This is a genomic window from Streptomyces sp. NPDC036813, from assembly GCF_055609245.1.
In genome coordinates this window covers 83,735-106,957 of record NZ_JBVJPV010000022.1, presented here as the reverse complement: position 1 = coordinate 106,957, position 23,223 = coordinate 83,735, and the positions used below count along the sequence as shown (strand labels likewise).

The following is a 23,223-nucleotide window of genomic DNA, read 5'->3' as shown; positions in this document are numbered from 1 at the left end:
GGTCAGTCACCTGCCTGGATCAGACCGCCGCGGCGCCGCATCAGGAACGCGGTGAACACCATCGACAGCGCGAACAGCACCAGGGCGACGACACAGGCGGAGCCGTAGTCGAAACGCTGGAAGCCGAGGTTGTAGACGAGTTGCGGAAGGGTGAGCGTGGACTTGTCCGGGTAGCCGGGCTCGAACTGGGTGCCCGCGCCCTGGATCACACCGGAGGCGACCTTCCCGGCGATCAGCGGCTGCGTGTAGTACTGCATCGTCTGGATGACGCCGGTGACCACGGCGAACATCACGATGGGGGAGATGTTCGGCAGGGTCACGAAGCGGAACCGCTGCCAGGCCGACGCCCCGTCCAGCTCGGCCGCCTCGTACTGCTCGGTGGGCACGTCGAGCAGGGCCGCCATGAAGATCACCATCAGGTCGCCGATGCCCCACAGCGCGAGCAGGGTGAGCGCCGGCTTGGACCAGGTGGGGTCGTTGAACCAGCCGGGTGCAGGGACGCCCGCCTTCTCCAGGATCGAGTTCACCGGGCCCGTGCCGGGGTTGAGCAGGAACGCGAAGGCCATCGTGGCGGCCACGGGCGGGGCGAGGTAGGGCAGGTAGAACAGGGTGCGGAAGACGCCCGTGCCCGTCTTGATCTTCGTGATGAGCAGGCCGACGCCCAGTCCGAAGAGCACCCGCAGGGTCACCATGACGAGGACCAGCCACAGCGTGTTGCGCAGGGCGGGCCAGAACAGCGGGTAGTGCGAGAAGACGTAGGACCAGTTCTTCGTCCCGCTCCACGTCGGCGGCCGGAAGCCGTCGTAGTGCATGAACGAGAAGTAGACCGTGGACAGCAGCGGGTAGGCGAAGAAGACCGCGAACCCGATCAGCCAGGGCGACAGGAAGGCGAGGTTGCGCAGCGCCGCGCGGCGGTGCTTGGACGCCAGGGTGATCGTGCTCATCGCTACTTCGCCTGCGCGATGTCCGTGTCGATCTGCGCGGCCGCCTTCTTCAGGCCGGCCTTCAGATCGGTGACCTTGCCGCTCTCGTAGTCGTAGCCGAGCTGCTGGATCGTCACCAGGTACTGGCCGCCGTTGAGGGACGCGGGCGTGGACGTGGAGTGCGGGTTCGCGGCGATGTCCAGGAACGTGCGGAAGCGCGGGTCGTAGTGCAGCTTCGGCGACTTAAGGGCGGCCAGGGTGGAGGGAACGTTGTGGATCGCGTTGGAGAAGCCCACCACCGCGTCGGTGTCGGTGGTCATGTACTTCACCAGCTCCCACGCGGCGTTCTGCTTCGTGCTGGTGGCGGCGATCCCGGCGATGGTGCCGGTGATGTAGCCCTTGCCGTACTGGTCGGCCTGGTCGTCCGGGACGGGCAGCGGGGCCACGCCGATGTCGAAGCCGGGCTTCGCGTCCAGGGCCATGCCGAGCCGCCACTCGCCGTCGAGCTGCATGGCGACCTGGCCGGTGTGGAAGGGGTGCTTGGGGCCCCACTCGTCACCCAGCTCCGCCCGGTAGCGCTCCAGCTTCTCGAAGCCGCCGAGCGCGTCGACCAGCCGCTTCTGCAGCGTGAAGCCCTTCTCGAACGCCGGGTCCTTCGCCAGGTTCGACTTGCCGTCCCGGTCGAAGTACGTCGGGGAGAACTGGCCGAGGTAGTGCTCGGTGGTGGACTCCCAGCCGTGGTAGTCCGGCATGAAGCCGAGCTGCCGGAAGGAGTCGCCCTGCGGGACGGTCAGCTTCCTGGCGTCGGCCTCGAACTGCGACCAGGTCCTCGGCGGGCTCTTGATGCCGGCCTTCGCGAACGCCGTCTTGTTGTAGTACAGGCCGTAGGCGTCGCCGAGCAGCGGGACCGCGCAGCGGTCGCCCTCGAACTGCGTGTACTCGTTCATCGCCTTCGGGAAGATCTGCTGCGGGTCGATCCCCGCCTTCTTGAAGAAGGGGTTCAGATCGACCAGGGCGCCCGAGGAGCAGAACTTGCCCACGTTGTTGGTGGTGAAGGAGGAGATCACGTCGGGCGCCTTGGTGCCGCCCGCGCGCAGCGCCTGGTTGATCTTGTCGTCGGTCATGTTGCCGACGACGTCGACGTGGATGTTGGGGTGCGCCTTCTCGAAGCCGTCGATCAGCTCCTTGACGGCCTTCACCTCGTTCGGCGCGCTCCAGGCGTGCCAGAAGGTGATCGTCGTCTCCTTCGACGGGTCGTCGCTCGCCCCGGCGCCGGACTGGCCGGTGCAGGCGGTGGCGAGCAGGGCCAGCGACGCAGTCAGGGCAAAAGCCGTCTTTCGGGCGAACGAGGGTATGACTTCGGGCATGGCGAGGCCTCCCAGGGGGCGGGGTCGGGAAAGGAGGAGGTGCTCTGAGGCGGGCGGGGTCGGGAGAGAAGGAGGAAGTGCGGCGGGCTAGCGCGAGGTGTCGAAGACCTCGTCGCGGGTGACGGTCAGCGCGCGCTCCAGCGCACCGCGCAGGACCGGATGGTCGGTGACCTCACCGACCACCAGCCGGGGCCGGGAGGCGGCCAGCTCCTGCAACTCGTCCTGGATCAGGGCGCGCAGCACCTCGCCGCCGCTGGTGAGCGAGGCACCGGACAGCACGACCAGCTCGGGGTCGAGCACGGAGACGAGCGAGGCGAGACCGGTGGCGAGCCGGGTGGCGTACGTCTGCAGCAGCAGCCGGCCCAGCACGGTCTCCTCGGCGGCGGCCCGGGCGAGGAGCGCCGCCGCGGCCTCGTCGTACGGCCCGGACGGGACGTCGCTCATGCCGAGCTCGCGGGCGAGCTGGGGGACGGCCTGGGATCCGGCCAGCTCCTGGTAGCCGCCACTGTTGGCTTTCCTCACCCCGCGCACCAGCGGGGTGCCGGGGACCGGAAGGAAACCCACCTCTCCGGCGCCGCCGGTGAAGCCCCGGTGCAGCCGGCCGCCGAGGACCAGCGCGGCCCCCAGACCCTCCTGGTTCCACAGCAGCACGAAGTCCTCGTGCCCGCGGGCGGCGCCGAGCCGCTGCTCGGCGAGCGCGACGAGGTTGACGTCGTTCTCGTACTCCACCGGCATCGGCAGCGCGGCGGCCAGTTCGTCCAGCAGGGTCGGGGAGTGCCAGCCGGGCAGGTGGGAGGCGTACCGCAGCCGGCCGGTGCCCGGGTCGAAGGCGCCGGGGGTGCCGATGACGAGCCGGTGGACGTCGGCGCGGGCCAGCCCGGCGGCCTTGACGGCGCCGTCGAGGGCGTCGGTGACCTGCTGGGCGACGGGCTGCGCGGGGCGCCGGCCGGGGGTGGGCAGCTCGTACTGGCCGACGGTGCGCCCGGTGATGTCGGCGACGGCGGCCCGGATGCGGCCGGGGGCGACGTCGAGGCCGGCGGCGTGGGCGGCGGAGGGGTTGACCTCGTACAGCTGGGCGTTGGGGCCCGGGCGGCCCTCGGCCCTGCCGGTGGCCAGCACCAGGCCGGCCGCCTCCAGCCGGGCCAGCAGTTGCGAGGCGGTCGGCTTGGACAGGCCGGTGAGCTTGCCGATGCGGGTGCGGGAGAGCGGGCCGTGCTCCAGCAGCAGGTCCAGTGCGGCACGGTCGTTCATGGCGCGCAGCACGCGCGGGGTGCCCGGCGTACCGGCGGTTCCTGCCATGGGGTGCGACACCTGCCTTTCCAGCGGGACAGCCTTCCAGTGCGCGGGTTGGGCTGTCCACCCCGCCTCGACACTGTTAGGAAAGTTTCCTATCGCCGAGCAGGAACGTAAGCCCGCCAGGAAGGGGCCGTCAAGACACGACGCCCCCGCGGCAACGGAGTCGTTACCTGCGGGGGCGTCGGAGGACGCTCGCGTGGTGCCGGCGAAGAGCCGTGGGTGGGGCGTGGGCGGAGGGGCGCGTGGGCGGTCACTCGGCCGTGCCCGGCGGCTTGGGTGGTTACTCGCCCGTGCCCGGCGGCCGGGCGGTTACTTGGTCATGCTCGGCGGCGTGGGCGGTTACTTGATCGTGCTCGGCGGCCGGGCGGTTACTTGGTCGTGCTCGGCGGCGGGATGAGCGGCGTGGCCGCCTGGGCCTGCGGAGAGGTGGAGCTGGCGAACGCGGACGGGGCCGCGACCGAGGCCGACGGGTCCGGGACCTCGTCCTCGGCGGGCGCGGTCGCCCCGCCGACGATGCGGATGTCGGCGGCGTCGAAGGCGCGCTTGATGCGCCAGCGCAGCTCCCGCTCCACCGAGAGGGACTTGCCCGGCATGGTCCGGGCGGAGACCCGGACGACCATGGAGTCGATCAGCACGCTGTCCAGACCGAGCACCTGGATCGGGCTCCACAGCAGCTCGTTCCAGGGCTCTTCCTTGCCCATCGTCTCGGCGACCTCGTCGAGCGTGGCCTTCACCCGGTCCAGGTCCTCCGACGTCTTCACCGTGACGTCCACCCCGGCCGTCGCCCAGCCCTGCGAGAGGTTGCCGATGCGCTTGACCTCGCCGTTGCGGACGTACCAGATCTCGCCGTTGTCGCCGCGCAGCTTCGTCACGCGCAGCCCGACCTCGATCACCTCGCCCGACGCGACACCCGCGTCGATCGTGTCGCCGACGCCGTACTGGTCCTCCAGGATCATGAACACCCCGGACAGGAAGTCCGTGACCAGGTTGCGCGCGCCGAAACCGATCGCGACGCCCGCGACACCGGCGGAGGCCAGCAGCGGGGCGAGGTTGATGTCGAAGGTGGCCAGCACCATCAGTGCGGCGGTGCCGAGGATCAGGAACGACGCCACCGACCTCAGTACCGAGCCGATCGCCTGCGAGCGCTGGCGGCGGCGCTCGGCGTTCACCAGCAGGCCGCCGAGCGCGGTGCCGTCCACCGCCTGGACCGTGCGGGTCATCCGGTCTATCAGCTTGGTGATCGCCCGCCGCACCGCCACCCGCAGCACCGTCGCGATCACCAGGATCAGCAGCACGCGCAGACCGATCGCGAGCCACGTCGACCAGTTCTGCTCGATCCAGCTCGCCGCGTTGGTCGCGCTCTCCTGCGCGTCCTGGAGCGTGGGTACGGTCACCGACGGCGTCTCGGAACCGGACGGTGACGGCGAGGGACCGGCGGCCGACAGGACGGCGGGCAAGGACACGGCGGATACCTCCAGGCGCAGCGGTCTGCCCCCGGGCACGGGACGGCGGCCCCGGTCGTCAAGGTCACGGAAAGGTCACCGGAGGGCAGGAGCACCACACTAACGGGGCACGGTGTGTGCATCCGCCGGATGCGGTAAGGAGAGACCGTGCTCACCTGGGCTTGAACCGGTCGCACGGCTGGGGATGAAGCAGATGTGGTCGAAAACACTCCCAGCCCGTTACCGGGACATGGTGGCGCCGCCACCAGGCATGAGGGGAGACTGACTACGGATCGTCCCGGCGCGAGCCACGCGCCGCCGGCGTACAAGGAGGCATCCGTGCCGCATGTCCTGGTCCTCAACGCGTCGTACGAGCCGCTCGGCGTCGTACCGCTCCGCCGCGCGCTCGTCCTCGTCCTCGAGAACAAGGCTGTCTGCCTCGAGGAGTCCGGCGCCTTTCTGCACAGCGCAACCGTCACCGTCCCCGCACCCAGCGTGGTCCGGCTCAAGCGATTCGTTCGGGTTCCCTACCGGGGGCCCGTTCCTCTGACCCGTCGGGCGCTGTTCGCCCGGGACGGGGGCCGGTGCATGTACTGCGGTGGCGTCGCAACCAGCGTCGACCACGTCATCCCGCGCTCACGCGGGGGCAAGCACGTCTGGGACAACGTGGTGGCCTCATGCCGCCGCTGCAACCACATCAAGGCCGACCGCCACCTGATCGAACTGGGCTGGCGGCTGCGGCACAAACCGGCTCCGCCGACCGGGCTGGCCTGGCGCATCATCGGCACGGGCCATAGGGATCCGCGCTGGCTGCCCTACCTGCAGCCGTTCGGCGCGGACGACGCCCTGGCCCGGATCGACGGCATCTCCGCCTGACTCCGATCCGGGCCGCCGCGTGTCCACGGGCCGAAGCGGTCGCGGGGCCCGGGCAGGGCCGGTTTTCGGCCGGGCCCAGCTGGGCCGGGCCGCCCCGGGAGTCCCCTGTGCTCCCGGGACGGCGGCTCCAGCGCGGTCCACCCGCGCGCGGCGGTCGGTGGTGACCGCCGAGTCCTGCGAGCCCGCGGGTCGTGGTTCCGCCCGGCCCTGCGGCGCGCCCGCCGGTCGCCGCGCGCCCGACGCCGCGATGCCCGGGGGCTCCACGTGCTGCCGGACCACGGTGCTCGGACGGCGGTCCTGCATGCGGCGGGGCACGGGGGTGTTCGGGCGGCGGTCCTGCAAGCGGCGGGACACAGCGGCGCCCGGGCGGTCCGGCGGCAACGCCCGCCCCCGCGCGCCCCGGCGATCACGCGTACGGCCCGCCCCCGCCGCGCCCCGGCGATCACGCGTTCGGCCCGCCCCGGCGACTCCGCGTGCCGGCCGCCCCGACGCCGGCCCCGCTCACGCCTTCCGGCAGACCCCGCGCGCCCCGGTGCTCATACGTACCTCAGCTGGCCCGGGCCGACCGTGCGGCGTAGCAGGGGCAGGGCCGTGGCCGCCGCCGACAGGCATACGGTGTAGACGGCCACCGGCACCAGCAGCGCCGCGTACGGCACCACGGGGGCGCCCGGGCCGGTGGTGAGCGCGGCGTACCAGGTGCCGACCGCCATACCGCCCGCCCCCGCCAGCAGCACCGCCGGCGCGAGCGGCAGCGCCGTCTCCAGCAGCAGCGCCCGCCCGAGCACCGCCCGCGGCACACCGGCCGCCGTCTGCGCGGCCAGACTCCGGCGCCGGGTGGCCACCGACTCGGCGGTGCCGACGGCCAGGCCGGACAGGGTGATCACGAGGGCGACGGCGAGCGCGGCGGCGGTGAGGTTCAGGCCGCCGGTGTAGTACCCGATGTCCGACCCCAGGGTGCCGTCCCGGCTCATCCGGCGCAGCGTGGTCAGCAGCGCCTGCCGGACGCCGACGAAGCCGGTGCCGGCCACCGTCACCAGCAGTACCGCCGCATGGGTACGGGCCGCCGCCCACGGGTCGTCCCGCAGCCGTTCCGCCGCGATCAGCACCGCCGCCGATCTCGCGCGCGGTGCCACCAGCCGCCCCGTCAGCCGGGCCGTGGCCCCGCTCAGCCACACCGCCACCGCGCCCACCGCGAGGAGCAGCCCGGACACCAGCAACGGCCCCTCGGCGTACGCCCGCCGCGGCGACACGCCGCCCGTCCCCGTCACCGTCGCGACGGCCATCAGCGCCACCAGCGCCAGCCCGGCCAGGAACGCCCGGACCGGACCGCGTCCGGTACGCGACCGCACCCGCCGCACCCGGCCCAGCGGCGAGGCCACCACCCGGCGCAGCGCCAGCGCCCCGGCCGCCGCGCCCAGCAGCGGCACCACGGCCGCGACCACGGCGAGGGCGAGCCAGGCCCGGACGGGTGCCTGCGTCCACCCCGCCGCCAGCACCGGCACGGCGGCGGCCGTCGTCAGCGCCGACCCGAGCAGACAGGCGAGCCCCGTCTCCAGCGCCGCGATCCGGCGCACCTGCCCCGGCGTCGCACCGGCCAGCCGCAGCCCTGCCAGCCGCCGGTCGCGGTGCACGGCGCCGATCCGGGCGCACTGCCCGAGGAAACCCAGCACCGGCACCAGCAGCAGGAGCAGGGCGACGATCACCCCCGAACGCGTGCCCGGCTGGTTGAGCAACCCGCCGCCCACGGGCACGGAGTGACCCCCGCGCAGCACGCCCAGGACGGCCGCCGCCATGGCGAACGCCGTCGCGGGCACCGCCCCCGCCGCGGTCAGCCCCACCCGCCACCACTCCCGCCGGTCCGACCCGCGCGTCAGCGCCCAGGCCAGCCGCAGATCGGCACCCGGCCCGGCGGAGCCCCCGTGTTCCCGCCGCGGTTCGGCACCCGGTCCCGCCGCACCTCCGCGGTCCGGCCGCGGTTCGGCACACAGCCCCGCCGCGTCCCCGCCGTCCCGCCGCGGATCCTCGCCCGGCCCCACCGGGCGTCCGTGGTCCCTCACGCCTTCACCCCCAGCTCCGCGACGGCGCCGTCGCTCAGCCTCACCTCGCGGTCCGCGTAGGCCGCCGTCTGCGCGTCGTGCGTGATCAGCAGCACCGCCGCGCCCGTCTCCCGCGCGGTGTGCACCAGCGCCGTCATCACCTGCTCGCTCGCCAGCGAGTCCAGCGCCCCCGTCGGTTCGTCCGCGAACACGATCCGCGGCCCCGTCACCAGCGCCCGCGCCAGCGCCGCCCGTTGCGCCTGCCCGCCGCTCAGCTCACCGGGGCGCAGCTCGGCCTGCCCGCGCACCCCGAACCGCTCCAGCCACGCGTCCGCCCGCTCCCGGGCCGCCGTCCGCGCAAGGCTGCCCAGCAGCAGCGGCAGCGCCACGTTGTCCAGCACCGTCAGCTCCGGGATCAGCTGCCCGAACTGGAAGACCACGCCGAACTCCGTACGGCGCAACTCGCCGAGCCGGCGCTCCGGCTGCCGCTCCAGATGCTCGCCGGCATAGACCACCGACCCCTCGTCGGGCCGGACGATCCCGGCCAGGCAGTGCAGCAGCGTGGACTTGCCACTGCCGCTCGCCCCGGTCACCGCGAGGATCTCCCCGGCGCGCAGTTCCAGCCCCGCGCCGCGCAGGGCCGGTGTCCTGCCGTAGGCCTTCACCAGGCCACGGGCCGCGAGCAGCACCGCGGCGTCCTCCCCCTTGGTGTTCATGCCGTGTCGACCTCCGCGGTCAGATGGGTGAGCCGGTCCGCTGTGGCGGTCATCCAGCGGAGGTCGGCGTCGAGGTGGTTGAGGGCGTAGTCCGCCGAGAGCACGCTCGCCAGGTCGGCGCCCGGCGCGGTCTTCACGGCCGTCAGCTCCCGCATCCGGGCCATGTGTGCTGCGCGCTGCGCCCGCAGATAGGCCGCCGGGTCGCCACCGGACAGGATCGCCACGACCACCTTGGCGAAGATCTCGTTCGCGACGAACGGCGCCGGCGGCGCGACTTCGGCCGCCCAGCGGGCCAGCTCGGCCTCGCCGTCCGGCGTCGCCCGGTAGGTGGTGCGCTCGGGACCGCCGTCGGAGTCGGTGCCCTCCACGGCCGCGAGCCCGTCACGGACCAGGCGTTGCAGGGTCGTGTAGACCTGCCCGTAGGCGAGGGGGCGGGCCTGCGGGAAGCGCTCGTCGTGGCGTCGCTTGAGGTCGTAGCCGTGGCTCGGCCCGGAAGCGAGCAGCCCCAGCAGGACGTGGCGGGTGCTCATGGAGATCAGTATGTACTCACTACATGTACTGAGTGAATAGTGGCCAGAAAAAAAGCCCCCCGGCGGACGAGCCCAACGAAAACCCGGGGGACATCAAGAACCCGGGGACGGAGAAACCCGGGGACGGCGAAAACCCGGCCGCGGGGTCGCGGCCGGGTCTGTGCACGGTTCCGTGCGTCAGGCGCGCGCCTTCGGCTTCGTCACGCGGACCTTGGAGCGGTCCAGGACCATCACCAGGCCCGTGATCACCGCGAAGATCACCAGCGGGGCGAACACGTACAGGCCCAGCGTCTCGCCGACACTGAGGCCCTTGCCGGGGTCGTCACCGTCGTCGCGCGTCAGCGCGAGCGCGGGAGACGACATGAGCAGCATCATCAGCGTCGTACCGGCGGCCAGGGCGCCGGCGCGCAGGGCGTTCTTCTTGTCCACGGTGCCAAAGTAGCGAACGCCTCCGCGGGCCGCGCGCCCGGGGTGCCGTACGGGGCTCACGGCTCTTCCCGCACCGCCTCGATCAGCGCGTGCAGCCGTGGCGAGGCGGCCAGTTCCTCCAGCGTCACCGGGCGGCCCGCCGCGTCCGCGATGGGCAGCCGCCAGTTCGGGTACTGGTCCCAGGTCCCCGGCAGGTTCTGCGGCCGCCGGTCACCGACGCCGTCCGGCAGCCACACCCCGACCAGCCGCGCCGGCGTACGCCGCAGGAACCGGTGCACCGCCCGGATCTCCGCCTCCTCCGACGACCCGTCCGAACCGCCCGCCCCGCGCAGCAACCCCAGCCGGGTCAGCAGCGCCAGCCACTCCCCGGTGTCCGCGGACGCCTCCTCCCGCTCCACCTCCAGCGGACGCGTCAGCAGCCCAAGACGTTCGCGCAGGTCCACGTGCTCACCGGTGAGCCGGGCCGCGGTCGGCGGCAGATCGTGCGTCGTCGCCGTCGCCAGGCAGTCCGCGCGCCAGCGCTCCGGTGCCAGCGGACGCCCGTCGCCCGTCCAGTCCCGTTCGAACCACAGCACCGACGTGCCCAGCACCCCGCGCTCGCGCAGCGCCTCCCGCACCCCGGGCTCCACCGTGCCGAGGTCCTCGCCGACCACCACCGCGCCGGCCCGCGACGCCTCCAGCACGAGCACCGCCAGCATCGCCTCCGCGTCGTAGCGGACGTACGCGCCCTCGGTGGGTGGATCGCCCTGCGGCACCCACCACAGCCGGAACAGTCCCATCACATGGTCGATGCGCAACGCGCCCGCGTACCGGAAGAGCGTCCGCAGCAGATCCCGGTACGGCGCGTACCCCGACGCGGCCAGCCGGTCCGGCCGCCACGGCGGCAGCCCCCAGTCCTGCCCGCGCGCGTTGAACGCGTCCGGCGGCGCCCCCACCGACATCCCGGCGGCGAAGAACTCCTGCTGCGCCCATGCGTCCGCGCCCTGTGGATGCACCCCGACCGCCAGGTCGTGCACCACGCCCACGTCCATCCCGGCGTCCCGCGCCGCCCGCTGCGCGGCCCGCAGCTGGGCGTCGGTCAGCCAGGCGAGATGGCTGTGGAAGTCCACCCGGTCCATCAGCTCCGCACGCGCGTGTGCCGTCTCGGCCGACCGGGGATCGCGCAGCCCCTCCGGCCAGCGGCTCCAGTCCGAGCCGTGCACCTCCGCCAGCGCGCACCACGTCGCGTGGTCCTCCAGGGCCTGACCCTGCTCGGCGAGGAAGTCGGCGTAGGCGGCCCGCCGGCCCGGACCGAGCGGGACCTGCCGCACCGTCTCCAGGGCCGCGCGCTTCAGCTCCCACACCGCGTCCCGGTCGATCAGCGCGCCCTTGTCCAGCACCGCCTCGCGCAGTCCCGCCGCCCGCTGCAGCAGATCGTGGAGAGCGGCGTGGTCGTCGGCGTAGGCGTACTCCGGGACGTCCTCCACCCGCAGATGCACCGGGTCGGGGAAGCGGCGGGAGGACGGCCGGTACGGCGAGGGATCCGTCGGCGCACCCGGTACCGCCGCGTGCAACGGGTTGACCTGCACGAACCCGGCGCCCAGCGCCCGCCCGGCCCAGGCCGCCAGCTCGCCGAGGTCACCGAGGTCGCCCATGCCCCACGAGCGCCGGGACAGCAGCGAGTACAGCTGCACCAGCAGGCCGTACGAGCGGTCGGTGGGCGTGGGCAGCCGGGGCGGGGCCACGACCAGGTGCGACCGCGCCTGGCGGCCGTCGGGCGCGGTGGCGGTGAGCCGGTGCACGCCGTGCGGCAGTACATGCAGGTCGGGGCGTGTCTCGCCCTGTTCGGTGACGAGTTCCAGCCGGGTGCCGGGCGGCAGCGCGGCCAGCGTCTCGGGGACGGCGCCGTCCCAGCTCACCAGCGTCGGCGGCAGCAGTTGTCCGGCCAGTTCCCGCTCTCGCGCGGCGAGCGCGGCGGCCACGGCCGCGGGGCTGCTCGCGTCCACGCCGAGGGCGCCGAGCACGCGGACCAGCGCGGCCGGCGACGCGGCCACCGTGCGGTCCGGGGAGGGCTGGTAGGAGGGCGTCACGCCGTGCAGTTCGGCGAGGCGCGCCAGGTCGGGGTCCGGGGTGGCGGCGTGCGGCGCGGGTGCGGTCATCTACGGCCTCGTGGTGCCGGAGTCCAGGAACGCGTCGGACTCGCTGGTGAGCGGGGCCGCGTCGGACAGGGGCGGCTCGCTGGTCAGGGGCTCGGCGTCGGGCAGGGGAGGTTCGCTGGTCAGCGGGGCCTCGACGCAGGCGCTCTCGGCGCTGAAGACGCAGGCCAGGGCGGTGTCGTACTCGATGTCCGGGGCCGCGGCCTGGCGGGGCAGGGCGGCCTCCGGCTCGGGTTTGGACAGGGCTGACAGCAGAAGGTGTGCCGATGCGGCCACGGGGGCCTCCTTGTCGCGTGCGCCGGGTGCGGCGTCGGAACGGGTTACCGCAGCCCTACCCAGCGGGCGCGACGGCAGACGTCCCCAAATGGAAGGACGCCGACATCGATGGCTTCCCCGCCTATGTATACGCCACAGACCCGGGCATACGGGGCAGTGCGCCTCTTGTCGGTATCGCGCGGGTCACATCGCCGATTGTCGGTGTCGCACGGTCACATCGCCGGCACCGCCGCGGTGGAGCACGGCCGCGTCTCCGGCGGGCGGGTGGGGCGGCGCGCTCAAGCCGGCCTGGGGTGCGTGCGCCCCGTGGCGCGGCGGGTCACGGGTGCGGCGCGGTGAGGTACCGCTGCACCGTCGGTGCCAGCCAGGCCACGACCTCCTCGCGGGCGAGCGCGACGGCCGGCTCCAGGCGCAGGACGAAGCGGGTGAGCGCCAGGCCGAGCAGCTGGGTGGCGACCAGCGCTGCGCGGGCCGGGGTCTGCTCGGGGTCGGGGCAGATCTGCCGGGCGACGGGGAGCATCTGGTCGCGGAAGATGCCCTGCATCCGCTCGGCCCCTGCCGGGTTGGTGACGCCGACCCGCAGCATGGCGGTGAGCTCCTCCTTCTGCTCCCACAGACCGAGGAAGTGGAGCACCAAAGCCCGCCCGACCTCGTCGCGCGGCACTTGGGACAGGTCGGGCAGCCGCAGATCGATCGCCACGGCCGCCGCGAAAAGGCCGTCCTTGCTGCCGAAGTAGCGCATCACCATCGACGGGTCGATACGGGCGTCCTTGGCGATGGCCCGGATGGTGGCCCGTTCGTATCCGTCGGCGGCGAAGCGCTCACGGGCGGCGGCGAGGATGGCGGCGCGGGTGGCGTCGGAGCGGGAGGAACTGGTGCGGGAGGAGCTGGTGGGGGAGGGGGCGGAGCCGGACGGGCTGGAGCCGGCCGTGCCGGACGTGCTTGCTTGCATGCCGACGAGCGTAGGTCAACACTCGTTGGCCAACAAGCGTTGACGCCGGCTGACCCCGCCCCTATGTTGTCAACAAGCGTTGGTCAACAGCTGTTGGCAAACAAGCGTTGGTGAGTGAGCGTCGGCGCCCCAGGAGGCCCCCATGAACGGCACCACGACAAACACGGGAAACACGGGACACACCGCGGAGGTCATCGTCGTGGGCTCCGGCCCCACCGGTCTGCTCCTGGCCGGTGACCTGGCCGCCGCGGGAGTCCCCGTCACCCTCGTCGAGAAGCGCCCGCGCAAGGTCAGCAACCTCTCCCGCGCCTTTGTCCTGCACGCCCGCACACTGGAACAGCTCGACGCCCGCCGACTCGCCGACGGCCTCGAGGCCGTCGGCCGCCCCCTGGACCGCCTCCGCCTCTTCGGCCGCCTCGCCGTCGACCTCGCCGGCCTCCCCTCCCGCTTCAACCACCTGCTGGTCATCCCGCAGTACGAGGTGGAGAAGGCGCTTCAGGAGCGGGCCGTCGCGGCGGGCGTGGACTTCCGGTACGAGACGGAGCTGACCGGCCTCACGCAGGACGCGGACGGTGTGACGGCCCAGGTCCGCACGGCGAGCGGCGCCACCGAGGAACTCCGGGCGGCGTACGTCGTCGGCACCGACGGCATGCGCAGTGCCGTACGCGCGGCGCTCGGTCTGCCCTTCCCCGGCCGCAGTGCGATCCGCTCGGTCGTGCTGGCGGACGTACGGCTGGCCGAGGAGCCGGCGAACGTGCTGACGGTCAACGCCGTCGGCGACGCGTTCGCCTTCCTGGCGCCGTTCGGTGACGGCTACCACCGGGTCATCGGCTGGCACCGCGGCCGCAACGTCCCCGACGACACGCCCCTCGACCTGGCGGAGGTCAAGGAGATCACCCGGCTCGCCCTCGGCCGGGACTACGGGATGCACGACGCCCGCTGGATGTCCCGCTTCCACAGCGACGAGCGCCAGGCGCCCGCCTACCGGGTGGGCCGGGTCTTCCTCGCCGGGGACGCCGCGCACGTCCACACCCCGGCCGGCGGCCAGGGCATGAACACCGGACTGCAGGACGCGGCCAACCTCGGCTGGAAGCTCGCCCAGGTGCTGCACGGTCACGCGCCGGACGCTCTGCTGGACACCTACCAGGCCGAACGCCACCCCGTCGGCAGGTCGGTGCTGCGCAGCAGCGGCGGCATCGTCCGCCTCGCGATGGCCAAGCGCCCCTGGACCCTCGCGCTGCGCGCCGCCCTGACCACGGTCCTCGATCACGCCGCACCCGCCCGCCGCCGCGCCGTCGGCCAGATCACCGGCATCGGCTACCGCTACCCGGCACCGCGCGGCGCCCACCCCCTGACCGGTACGCGGGTCCCCGACGTCGCGCTGACCGGCGGCGGCCGCCTCTACGAGGCCCTGCGCGACGGCCGCTTCGTCCTGATCACCCCGGACGCGTACGACGCCGGCGCCACCCGCAAGGACCGTCTGACGATCACCCACTGGGCGAGCGCCCGCCGCACCGCCCTCCTGGTCCGCCCCGACGGGTACGCGGCCTGGGCCTGCGACGAGCCGGGACCGGAGGCGATCGACGCCGCCCTCGCGGCGCACGTCGGCTGAACCCCGGCGGTCAGCTCCCCGCCTGCGTCCCCGCCAGCAGCTCCCGCAACAGGTCGGCCAGCTGGCCGGCCTGTTCCTCGTCGAGGGCCGCCGACACGGCCTGCGTCTGTACGGCGAGGCCCGCGCCGACCGCCTCGTCGATCAGACGCAGACCCTCGTCGGTCAGCGTCACCTGGAGTCCCCGGCGGTCGTGCGGGTCGGGCGAGCGGCGCAGCAGGCCGGCCCGCTCCAGCTTGTCGAGACGTCCCGTCATGCCGCCGGTGGTGAGCATCAGCGTCGCAGAGAGCTGGCGCGGCGAGAGGGTGTACGGCTCGCCCGCGCGGCGCAGCGTGGCCAGCACGTCGAACTCGCCACGGGAGATGCCGAAGCGGGCGTACGCCTTCTCCATGCGGTCGCCCATGGTGCGCGCGAGCCGGTAGATGCGGCCGAAGACCTCCATCGCCCGGGTGTCGAGGTCGGGGCGCACGGCGGCCCACTGCTCGATGATCGTGTCGACCGGGTCCCGGGAGGCCTGGGGGCTGGGGTCGGGCTGAGGCTTCGCAGTCATGGGGCGAGTATCCGCATCACGTCGATGGGTTGCAAGAAAGTGGCTTCTCGCTAAGTGGCTTGACTATAAGTAGCTTACGACTAAGCTACTTCCTACCAAGCAACCGCCGAGGGGGATGTCGCCGTGAAGAAGCCGGATCGCCAACCGGGCCAGTGGGCCCTGCCCGTCGCCGCCGCGGTCAACGGCGTCGGCACCGGTCTGTACGTGCCGTTCACGCTGGTGTTCTTCCACAGCGTGACCGGGCTGTCGTTCACCGTCGTCGGTGCCGTCCTCACCGTCACCGGACTCATCGGCCTCACCGCGCTCCCGCTCGCCGGCGCGGCCGTCGACCGGTACGGGGCCAAGCGCGTGAGTTACGTGCTGTACGGCGTGCGGGTCGCCGGGTTCGCGCTGTACCCCTTCGCCCACGCCCTGCCCGCGTTCGCCGCGGTCGCCCTGGTCACCGCGGCGGCCGACCGCGCCTTCCCCGCCGCGCAGCAGTCCCTGATCGGCGAGGTGGCCCGCGGTGCGGAGCGCGACCGGCTCCAGGCGGCCACCCGCGCCCTGCAGAACGGCGGCAACGGCGCCGGCGCCCTCCTCGCCTCCCTGGTCATCGCCTTCGCCGGTCCCACCGGCTACACCTACACCGCCTGGGGCAACGCCCTTTCCTTCGCGCTGGCCGCGCTGCTGCTGCGCCCGCTGAAGCCCGTACGGTCCACAGCCGCCGCCCGGCGCCCCGCCGGCTACCGGCTGGTCCTCGCCGACCGGCCCTTCCTGGTCGTCACCGGCGCCAACTTCCTCAACGCGCTCAGCTACTCGGCCCTCTCGGTCCTCTTCCCGCTGTTCCTGCTGGAGTGGCTGCACGCGCCCGGCGCGCTCACCGGATCCGCGTTCACCGTCAACACCGTGCTGTGCGCGCTGGCCGGCGTGTACGTCGGCAGCCGGGTACGGCGGGCGGGCGCCCGGCGCACCCGGGCCGCGGCCCTCGGCGGCACGCTGTTCTCGGCCGCGTTCGCCGCGCAGATCGTGCTCGGCACCCTGCGGCCCACCTCCGGCCCGGTGCTCGGCACCGCCCTCACCGCTGTGGTCGTCGTCTACACGCTCGGCGAACTGATCCACAGCCCCGCCGCCGAGGTGCTCGCCGTGTCGGCGGCGCCCGAGGAGGCGCGCGGCCGCTACATGGCCGCCTACCAGGTCTCCTGGTCGCTGGCGAAGGCCGTCGCGCCCTCCTTGTTCACCACCCTGTTCGCCGCGGACGGCCGGCTGCCCTGGGCGGTCCTGATCGCCACCTCCGCGGTCGCCGCGGCCCTGCTGATCCGCGTGGAGCGCCGCCTGCCCGCCGAGGCCGTCCGGCCCCGCCCGGTCACCGTCGCCCACAGCACCGCCACCGCCACCGCGCCGGTCGCGGCGTAACCCCGAAGGAGACACAGCGATGTCCCGCACCGCCACCGTCCTGCTCACCGCCCTCGCCCCGGTCTCCTGGGGCACCACCTACGCCGTCACCAGCGAGTTCCTGCCGCCCGACCGGCCGCTGTTCACCGGCCTGATGCGGGCCCTGCCGGCCGGTCTGCTGCTGCTCGCCCTCACCCGGGTGCTGCCGCGCGGCGCCTGGTGGGGCAAGGCGGCCGTGCTCGGCGCGCTGAACATCGGCGCCTTCTTCCCGCTGCTGTTCCTGTCCGCCTACCGGCTGCCCGGCGGCATGGCCGCGGTCGTCGGCTCGATCGGCCCGCTGTTCGTGGTCGGCCTGTCGGCGCTGCTGCTCGGGCAGCGGCCCACGGCCCGGGCCGTCGTCACCGGCGTCACCGCCGCGTTCGGGGTGAGCCTGGTCGTCCTGAAGGCGGCCGGCGCGCTCGACACCCTGGGCGTGCTCGCCGCGCTCGCCTCCACCGCGTCGATGTCGGCCGGCACCGTCCTGACGAAGAAGTGGGGCCGCCCCGAGGGCGTCGGCCCGCTGGCGCTGACCGGCTGGCAGCTGACGGCCGGCGGACTGCTGATCGCCCCGCTCGCCCTCCTCGTCGAGGGGGCCCCGCCCGCCCTGGACGCCCCGGCGATCGGCGGCTACCTCTACCTGGCGCTCGCCAACACCGCCGTCGGCTACTGGCTCTGGTTCCGCGGCATCGGCCGCCTCAGCGCCACCCAGGTCACCTTCCTCGGTCCGCTCTCCCCGCTGACCGCCGCGATCGTCGGCTGGGCCGCGCTGGGTCAGAGCCTCACACCCCTGCAACTGGCGGGCATGGCCCTGGCCTTCACCGCGACCCTGGCAGGCCAGCTGGGACACCGGACCCCCGCACCCGTCCGACCGTTCAGCTCAACTGAACAAAAGGATCAAAAACTTTCGATGGACCTGACAGTCGAACCGCTGCGACGGTAGAGGCACCACCCAAGAAGGGAGCTTCGTGACCGTCGCCGTCACCCGCACCGACTCACCCCGCATCACCACCCCCGTCCCCAGGGCCGCCGCCCTGGGGATCGCCCTTGCCGCCGTGGCCACCGTCGTCTGGTCCGGCAGCTTCGTCGCCTCACGCGCCCTCGGCGAGACCGTGCCGCCGGTGCAGCAGGCGTTCTGGCGCTGGGTGATCGCACTCGTGGCGGTCGCCCCCTTCGGCGCCCGCGACGCCTGGCGGCAACGGCACCTGATCCGCCGCCACCTCGGCTACGTCACGCTCGCCTCCTTCCTCGGCATCACTGTCTACAACACCCTCGTCAACCAGGCCGCCGTGACCACCCCGGCCGCCAACATGGGCATGATCATGGCCGCTTCACCGGTCCTGATGACGGTCTGGGAACGGGCGGGCGGCGTACGGCTCGGCGGGCGCCGCGTCGCCGGGCTGCTCCTGGCCTGCGGGGGCGTCCTGCTGCTCGTCGGCCGGGGCGGCACGGCCGCCTTCTCCACCGGCGACCTGTGGATGATCGCCGCCGCCTGCTGCTTCGGCTCCTACAGCGCCCTGCTGCGCCGCCGCCCGGCCGGCATCGAAGGGAGGGCGTTCCTGTTCACCACGTTCCTCCTCGGCACGGTGATACTGCTCCCGGCCCAGGCGGCGAGCGTGACCCTGCAGGGCGGCTTCGACCTGACCCCCGGCACCGTCCTGCCCCTCCTCTACGTCGGCGTGGCGTCCTCCGCCGTCGCCTTCTTCGCCTGGAACAAGGCGGTCCTGCTGGTCGGCCCGAGCCGAGCCGGCGTCGTCTACTACCTCCAGCCGGTGTGCGTGGCCCTGCTGTCCTGGGCACTGCTCGGCGAGGCGATCGGCCCCTGGCAGGTGCTGTGCACGGCGCTGATCCTCGGCGGGGTCATGCTGGGCGCGGCGTCCCGCCGCTGACTGCTCCCCCTCGGCCGGGCGTCCCGGCCGCCGCCCGACCAGGCAGACTGCACGGGACACCGACCAGCGGAAGGGAACCGACAATGACGCACGTCGCCGTGGTGGGGCTGGGAATCATGGGCCGGGGCATGGCGGAGAACCTGCTGCGCAACGGGCACACGGTGACCGTCTGGAACCGCAGCCCGCAACCCGCCGCCGAACTCGCCGCGTCCGGCGCCCTGGTGGCCGGCAGCCCCGCGCGGGCCGCCGCCCGGGCGGACGTCGTCTTCGAGGTGACCGCCGACGACGCCTCCTCCCGCGCGGTCTGGCAGGGCTCCGACGGCATCCTCGCCGGCGCCCGCCCCGACACGACCCTCATCGCCTCCGCGACCCTCTCCGTGGCCTGGGTCGAGGAACTGGCCGCCCTCTGCGCCGAACACAAGGCGTCCTTCTACGACATGCCGCTCACCGGAGGCGCGGCCGGCGCCCGTTCCGGCCAACTGGTCCTGCTGACCGGCGGGGACCCCGACCGGCTGCCCGCACTGCGCCCGGTGACCGACGCGATCTCCCGCGAGGTCCGCCACTTCGGCCCGGCCGGCGCCGGCACCCGTTTCAAACTGGTCCTCAACGCGCTCCAGGCGATCCACCTGGCCGGTTTCGGCGAGGCGCTGCGCATCGCCCGGGCCGCCGGGCTCGACCCGCACCAGGTGGGCACCGCCCTGCTGGACCGGCCCGGCGGCGTGGTCACCGAGATGGCCTGGGACAACTACGTGACCCCGCCGCAGCAGGCCAACTTCTCCGCCGACTGGGCCCACAAGGATCTCACCTACGCGTCCCGCATGGCGGACGAGGTCGACCACCCCCTCCTCGACGGTGTGCTGTCCCTCTTCTCCGCCGCGCTCGCGGACGGCCGCGGCAAGGAGGACTGGAGCACGATCAACCCGGTGGCCGGATAGGTTGCCGCTCATGGTCGACTGGGACATCCGGAAACTGCAGATCCTGCGCACGCTGCGGGAGGAGGGCACGGTCACAGCGACCGCCGAGGCCCTGCGGATGACCCCGTCGGCCGTCTCCCAGCAGCTGACCAACCTCGCCCGGCAGCTCGGTGTACCCCTCCTGGAGGCCCACGGGCGCCGGGTACGGCTGACGGCGGCGGCCCGGCTGGTCCTGCACCACACGGAAGCGGTCTTCGAACAACTGCGGCGCGCCGAGAGCGAACTGACGGCCTACGTCCAGGGGGAGGCCGGGGAGGTGCGCGTGGGCGCCTTCAGCACGGCCGTACCGGCGCTCGTCGTACCCGCCGTGCGCAGCCTGAAGGTGTCGGCGCCGGGGGTGACCGTACGCGTCCGGGAAGCCGAGGCGGCGGAGGCGTACGACCTCCTGGCGGCCGGCGAGGTCGACCTGGCCCTCTCCCTGGCGGCCCACGCCCCCACCGCGCGCGACGCCCGCTTCCACCTGGTCCCCCTGCTGGCCGACCCCTTGGACGTGGCCCTGCCCGAAGACCACCCGCTCGCCTCCTCCCCGGCCCTCCGCCTGGCCGACCTGGCGGCCGAGCCGTGGATCTTCGGCGGCAGCGGCCCCTGGTCGGACATCACCCGCGCCGCCTGCGAGGCGGCCGGCTTCAGCCCCGTCCAGGGCCACGCGGCGTCCGGCTGGACGGCGATCCTGGCGATGGTGGAGGCGGGCATGGGGGTGGCCCTGGTCCCCCGGATGGCAGCGGTCCCGAGAGCCGGCGTGGCCATGCGCCACCTCTCCTCCGACAGCCCGGTCCGCCACGTCCTCGCGGCGACCCGCCGAGGCACGACGGAGGCGCCCGCGGTGTCCCGAGTGCTCGAGGCCCTACGCGAGGCGTCCCACGCGTAGACCCCGCGGCGGAAGGGGCGACGGCCGGCACCCGCGTACGGCGGGAAGGGGCCGGGGTGGGGGGTGTCCGCCCGCAGCGTCCGGCACCGGCACAGGGCGCCGTATCAGGGGACGGGCGGCCGGACCGAGGACGGACACCCCCCCCCCCGGCCCCGCCCTGACCACCGACCCGCAGGCGCTACAGCAACCACCCGCCGGACAGCAACGGGCCGCCGCAGGCATTTCAGGGGCGCGGGGAACTGCGCGACCAGCCCCCCGCACACCCGCAGCCGAACGACGACCCGACCCGCTCGGACCGCGTCAGCGACCCGCGTCAGCGACCTGGGCCCGCAGCGCCCGCTCGACACCCGACCGCGACTCCGACACCAACCGCCGCAGCGCCGCGTTCGGCGACGCGGAGGAGAGCCACTCGTCCGTCGCCCGCAGCGTCTCCTCCGACACCTGCAGCGCCGGATACAGCCCCACCGCGATCTGCTGCGCCATCTCGTGCGACCGCGACTCCCACACGCCCTTGACGGCCGCGAAGTACTTCTCGGTGTACGGCGCGAGCAGTTCCCGCTGATCCGTCTGCACGAACCCGCCGATCACCGCCTCCTGCACGGCGTTCGGCAGCTTGTCGGACTCCACGACGGACGCCCACGCCTCGGCCTTGGCCTCGGCCGTCGGACGCGCCGCCCGCGCGGTCGCCGCGTGGCGCTCACCCGCGGCCGTCTTGTCCCGCTCGTACTCGCCCGCGATCTCCGCCTCGTCGAAGCGCCCCACCGCGGCGAGCCGCTCCACGAACGCCCAGCGCAGCTCGGTGTCCACGACGAGCCCCTCGACCGACTGCGAGCCGTCCAGCAGCCCCTCCAGCAGATCCAGCTGCTCCGGCGTACGGGCCGTCGCGGCGAACGCCCGCGCCCACGCCAGCTGGTGGTCGCTGCCCGGCGCGGCGGACCGCAGGTGGGCGAGCGTCGCGTCGGTCCAGCGGGTCAGCAGCGCGTCCCGCCCGGCCGGGTCGGCGTACAGGTCGATCGCCAGCTTCACCTGCCGCTGCAGCGACTGCACCACACCGATGTCGGACTCCTTGCCGATGCCGGACAGCACCAGCGACAGATAGTCCCGGGTCGCCAGCTCCGCGTCCCGCGTCATGTCCCACGCCGACGCCCAGCACAGCGCACGCGGCAGGGACTCCGTGAAGTCCCCGAGGTGCTCGGTGACCACGGCCAGCGACTGCTCGTCGAGGCGCACCTTGGCGTAGGACAGGTCGTCGTCGTTCAGCAGCACGACCGCCGGACGCCGCTTGCCGACGAGCTGCGGCACGGCCGTCAGCTCACCGTCGACGTCCAGCTCGACGCGCTCCACCCGTACCAGCTTTCCCGCGTCGTCGAGGTCGTAGAACCCGACGGCGATCCGGTGCGGCCGCAGCACGGGCTCGCCCTTGGCCCCGGCGGGCAGCGCGGGCGCCTCCTGCCGGACGGCGAAGGACGTGACGACGCCCTCGCCGTCCGTCTCGATCTCGGGCCGCAGCACATTGATGCCTGCGGTCTGCAGCCACTTCTGCGACCAGGTCTTCAGGTCGCGCCCGGAGGTCTCCTCCAGCGCTCCCAGCAGGTCCGACAGCCGCGTGTTGCCGAACGCGTGCCGCTTGAAGTACGCCTGCACGCCACGGAAGAACTCGTCCTCACCGACGTACGCGACGAGCTGCTTCAGCACGGACGCGCCCTTGGCGTAGGTGATGCCGTCGAAGTTGACGAGCACGTCGTCCAGGTCGCGGATGTCCGCCATGATCGGGTGGGTGGACGGCAGTTGGTCCTGCCGGTAGGCCCAGGTCTTCATGGAGTTGGCGAACGTGGTCCACGAGTGCGGCCACCGCGAGCCCGGCGCGGCCGCCTGGCAGGCGATCGACGTGTACGTGGCGAACGACTCGTTCAGCCACAGGTCGTTCCACCACTCCATGGTGACCAGGTCGCCGAACCACATGTGGGCCAGCTCGTGCAGGATCGTCTCCGCGCGCACCTCGTACGCCGCGTCGGTCACCTTGGACCGGAAGACGTACTGGTCGCGGATGGTGACCGCACCGGCGTTCTCCATCGCGCCCGCGTTGAACTCCGGCACGAAGAGCTGGTCGTACTTGGCGAACGGGTAGGCGTAGTCGAACTTCTCCTGGAACCAGTCGAAGCCCTGCCGGGTGACCTCGAAGATCGCGTCCGCGTCGAGGTACTCGGCGAGCGAGGGCCGGCAGTAGATGCCGAGCGGCACGGACTGCCCGTCCTTCTCGTACACGCTGTGCACCGCGTGGTACGGGCCGACGATCAGCGCGGTGATGTAGCTGGAGATACGCGGGGTCGGCTCGAAGACCCACACGTTGTCCTTGGGCTCCGGCGTCGGGGAGTTCGAGACGACGGTCCAGCCCTCGGGCGCCTTCACGGTGAACTGGAAGGTCGCCTTCAGGTCGGGCTGCTCGAAGGAGGCGAACACGCGCCGCGCGTCCGGCACCTCGAACTGCGTGTACAGATAGGCCTGCTGGTCGACCGGGTCGACGAACCGGTGCAGGCCCTCACCGGTGTTGGTGTAGGCGCAGTCGGCGACGACGCGCAGGACGTTGCGGCCCTCGAGCAGGCCGGACAGTGCGATCCGCGAGTCCGCGAAGACCTCGGCGGGGTCGAGCCGGTCGCCGTTCAGGACCACCTCGTGGACGGTCGGCGCCACCAGGTCGATGAACGACTCCGCCCCGTTCTCGGCGACGTCGAAGCGCACCGTGGTCACGGACCGGTAGGTGCCGCCCTCCTGCGCGCCGGAGAGGTCGAGATCGATCTCGTACGAGTCAACGGTGAGCAGCTTCGCCCGCTGCTGCGCCTCTTCGCGAGTCAGGTTTGTGCCAGGCACGCGGTCATCTCCTCGTGATGTGTCGGTTGCGCCATCCTTCCACGTCAGCTCCGGCTTCGGCGATGATCCGACGACCCTCG

The 23,223-nt window shown here is 73.2% G+C and carries 20 protein-coding genes; 7 read left to right on the top strand and 13 right to left on the bottom strand.

The annotated features are described in order from the left end of the window. Positions 1–2: 2 nt before the first annotated feature. From ACZ67Q_RS34820 to ACZ67Q_RS34805, 4 genes are all read right to left on the bottom strand, one after another. Complete coding sequence (locus ACZ67Q_RS34820; RefSeq protein ID WP_471190378.1) at positions 3–944, bottom strand: carbohydrate ABC transporter permease; 942 nt, start codon at positions 942–944, stop codon at positions 3–5. Positions 945–946: 2 nt separating this feature from the next. Further along, positions 947–2,290 carry an ABC transporter substrate-binding protein gene (locus ACZ67Q_RS34815; RefSeq protein ID WP_471190376.1) on the bottom strand — a complete coding sequence of 448 codons (1,344 nt, stop codon included), beginning with the start codon at positions 2,288–2,290 and terminating at the stop codon, positions 947–949. Between the two features lie 87 nt (positions 2,291–2,377). Further along, a complete protein-coding gene (locus ACZ67Q_RS34810; RefSeq protein ID WP_471190374.1) occupies positions 2,378–3,589 on the bottom strand; it encodes an ROK family transcriptional regulator in 1,212 nt (403 codons plus the stop codon). A 365-nt stretch (positions 3,590–3,954) separates the two neighbouring features. Beyond that, positions 3,955–5,049, bottom strand: a complete 1,095-nt coding sequence (locus ACZ67Q_RS34805) for a mechanosensitive ion channel family protein (protein ID WP_471190373.1) — start codon at positions 5,047–5,049, stop codon at positions 3,955–3,957. A gap of 318 nt (positions 5,050–5,367) precedes the next feature. Between ACZ67Q_RS34805 and ACZ67Q_RS34800 the strand changes: the two genes are divergently transcribed. Next, positions 5,368–5,904 carry an HNH endonuclease gene (locus ACZ67Q_RS34800; protein WP_361623206.1) on the top strand — a complete coding sequence of 179 codons (537 nt, stop codon included), beginning with the start codon at positions 5,368–5,370 and terminating at the stop codon, positions 5,902–5,904. A gap of 536 nt (positions 5,905–6,440) precedes the next feature. On the opposite strand, the gene ACZ67Q_RS34795 is transcribed toward ACZ67Q_RS34800, so the two are convergent. From ACZ67Q_RS34795 to ACZ67Q_RS34765, 7 genes are all read right to left on the bottom strand, one after another. Next, a complete protein-coding gene (locus ACZ67Q_RS34795; protein WP_471190433.1) occupies positions 6,441–7,796 on the bottom strand; it encodes an ABC transporter permease in 1,356 nt (451 codons plus the stop codon). A gap of 161 nt (positions 7,797–7,957) precedes the next feature. Continuing rightward, a complete protein-coding gene (locus ACZ67Q_RS34790) occupies positions 7,958–8,656 on the bottom strand; it encodes an ABC transporter ATP-binding protein (RefSeq protein WP_471190371.1) in 699 nt (232 codons plus the stop codon). Next, positions 8,653–9,186, bottom strand: coding sequence for a PadR family transcriptional regulator (locus ACZ67Q_RS34785; RefSeq protein ID WP_471190369.1), 534 nt, complete (start codon positions 9,184–9,186; stop codon positions 8,653–8,655). The genes ACZ67Q_RS34790 and ACZ67Q_RS34785 overlap by 4 nt, the downstream gene beginning before the upstream one ends. Positions 9,187–9,363: 177 nt before the next feature. Then, positions 9,364–9,615 (bottom strand): hypothetical protein, encoded by a 252-nt coding sequence (locus ACZ67Q_RS34780; RefSeq protein ID WP_471190367.1) that lies wholly within the window; start codon positions 9,613–9,615, stop codon positions 9,364–9,366. Between the two features lie 56 nt (positions 9,616–9,671). Beyond that, positions 9,672–11,753 (bottom strand): 4-alpha-glucanotransferase, encoded by a 2,082-nt coding sequence (gene malQ / locus ACZ67Q_RS34775; RefSeq protein WP_471190365.1) that lies wholly within the window; start codon positions 11,751–11,753, stop codon positions 9,672–9,674. Next, positions 11,754–12,026, bottom strand: coding sequence for a hypothetical protein (locus ACZ67Q_RS34770; RefSeq protein ID WP_471190363.1), 273 nt, complete (start codon positions 12,024–12,026; stop codon positions 11,754–11,756). A gap of 319 nt (positions 12,027–12,345) precedes the next feature. Continuing rightward, the gene (locus ACZ67Q_RS34765) at positions 12,346–12,978 is read right to left on the bottom strand and encodes a TetR/AcrR family transcriptional regulator (protein ID WP_471190361.1); all 633 of its coding nucleotides are present in this window, start codon (positions 12,976–12,978) and stop codon (positions 12,346–12,348) included. Between the two features lie 142 nt (positions 12,979–13,120). On the opposite strand from ACZ67Q_RS34765, the gene ACZ67Q_RS34760 reads away from it, so the two are divergent. Further along, positions 13,121–14,590, top strand: a complete 1,470-nt coding sequence (locus ACZ67Q_RS34760; RefSeq protein WP_471190359.1) for an FAD-dependent monooxygenase — start codon at positions 13,121–13,123, stop codon at positions 14,588–14,590. Positions 14,591–14,600: 10 nt separating this feature from the next. Here ACZ67Q_RS34760 and ACZ67Q_RS34755 read toward each other — a convergent pair whose 3' ends face one another. Continuing rightward, positions 14,601–15,137, bottom strand: coding sequence for a MarR family winged helix-turn-helix transcriptional regulator (locus ACZ67Q_RS34755; RefSeq protein ID WP_471190357.1), 537 nt, complete (start codon positions 15,135–15,137; stop codon positions 14,601–14,603). A 123-nt stretch (positions 15,138–15,260) separates the two neighbouring features. Here ACZ67Q_RS34755 and ACZ67Q_RS34750 point away from each other — a divergent pair, with 123 nt between their 5' ends. The 5 genes from ACZ67Q_RS34750 (at position 15,261) to ACZ67Q_RS34730 (ending at position 20,275) form a co-directional block, all read left to right on the top strand. Beyond that, on the top strand, positions 15,261–16,529 hold the full coding sequence (locus ACZ67Q_RS34750; RefSeq protein ID WP_471190355.1) for an MFS transporter: 1,269 nt from the start codon (positions 15,261–15,263) through the stop codon (positions 16,527–16,529). Positions 16,530–16,548: 19 nt separating this feature from the next. Then, positions 16,549–17,487 (top strand): EamA family transporter, encoded by a 939-nt coding sequence (locus ACZ67Q_RS34745; RefSeq protein ID WP_471190353.1) that lies wholly within the window; start codon positions 16,549–16,551, stop codon positions 17,485–17,487. 25 nt (positions 17,488–17,512) lie between these two features. Further along, positions 17,513–18,433: a DMT family transporter gene (locus tag ACZ67Q_RS34740; protein WP_471190351.1), complete on the top strand. Its 921-nt coding sequence runs from the start codon at positions 17,513–17,515 to the stop codon at positions 18,431–18,433. A gap of 83 nt (positions 18,434–18,516) precedes the next feature. Then, positions 18,517–19,368 carry an NAD(P)-dependent oxidoreductase gene (locus ACZ67Q_RS34735; RefSeq protein WP_471190349.1) on the top strand — a complete coding sequence of 284 codons (852 nt, stop codon included), beginning with the start codon at positions 18,517–18,519 and terminating at the stop codon, positions 19,366–19,368. A 10-nt stretch (positions 19,369–19,378) separates the two neighbouring features. Continuing rightward, positions 19,379–20,275: a LysR family transcriptional regulator gene (locus ACZ67Q_RS34730; RefSeq protein ID WP_471190347.1), complete on the top strand. Its 897-nt coding sequence runs from the start codon at positions 19,379–19,381 to the stop codon at positions 20,273–20,275. Between the two features lie 300 nt (positions 20,276–20,575). On the opposite strand, the gene pepN is transcribed toward ACZ67Q_RS34730, so the two are convergent. Further along, on the bottom strand, positions 20,576–23,143 hold the full coding sequence (gene pepN / locus ACZ67Q_RS34725) for an aminopeptidase N (RefSeq protein ID WP_471190345.1): 2,568 nt from the start codon (positions 23,141–23,143) through the stop codon (positions 20,576–20,578). Positions 23,144–23,223 lie beyond the last annotated feature (80 nt).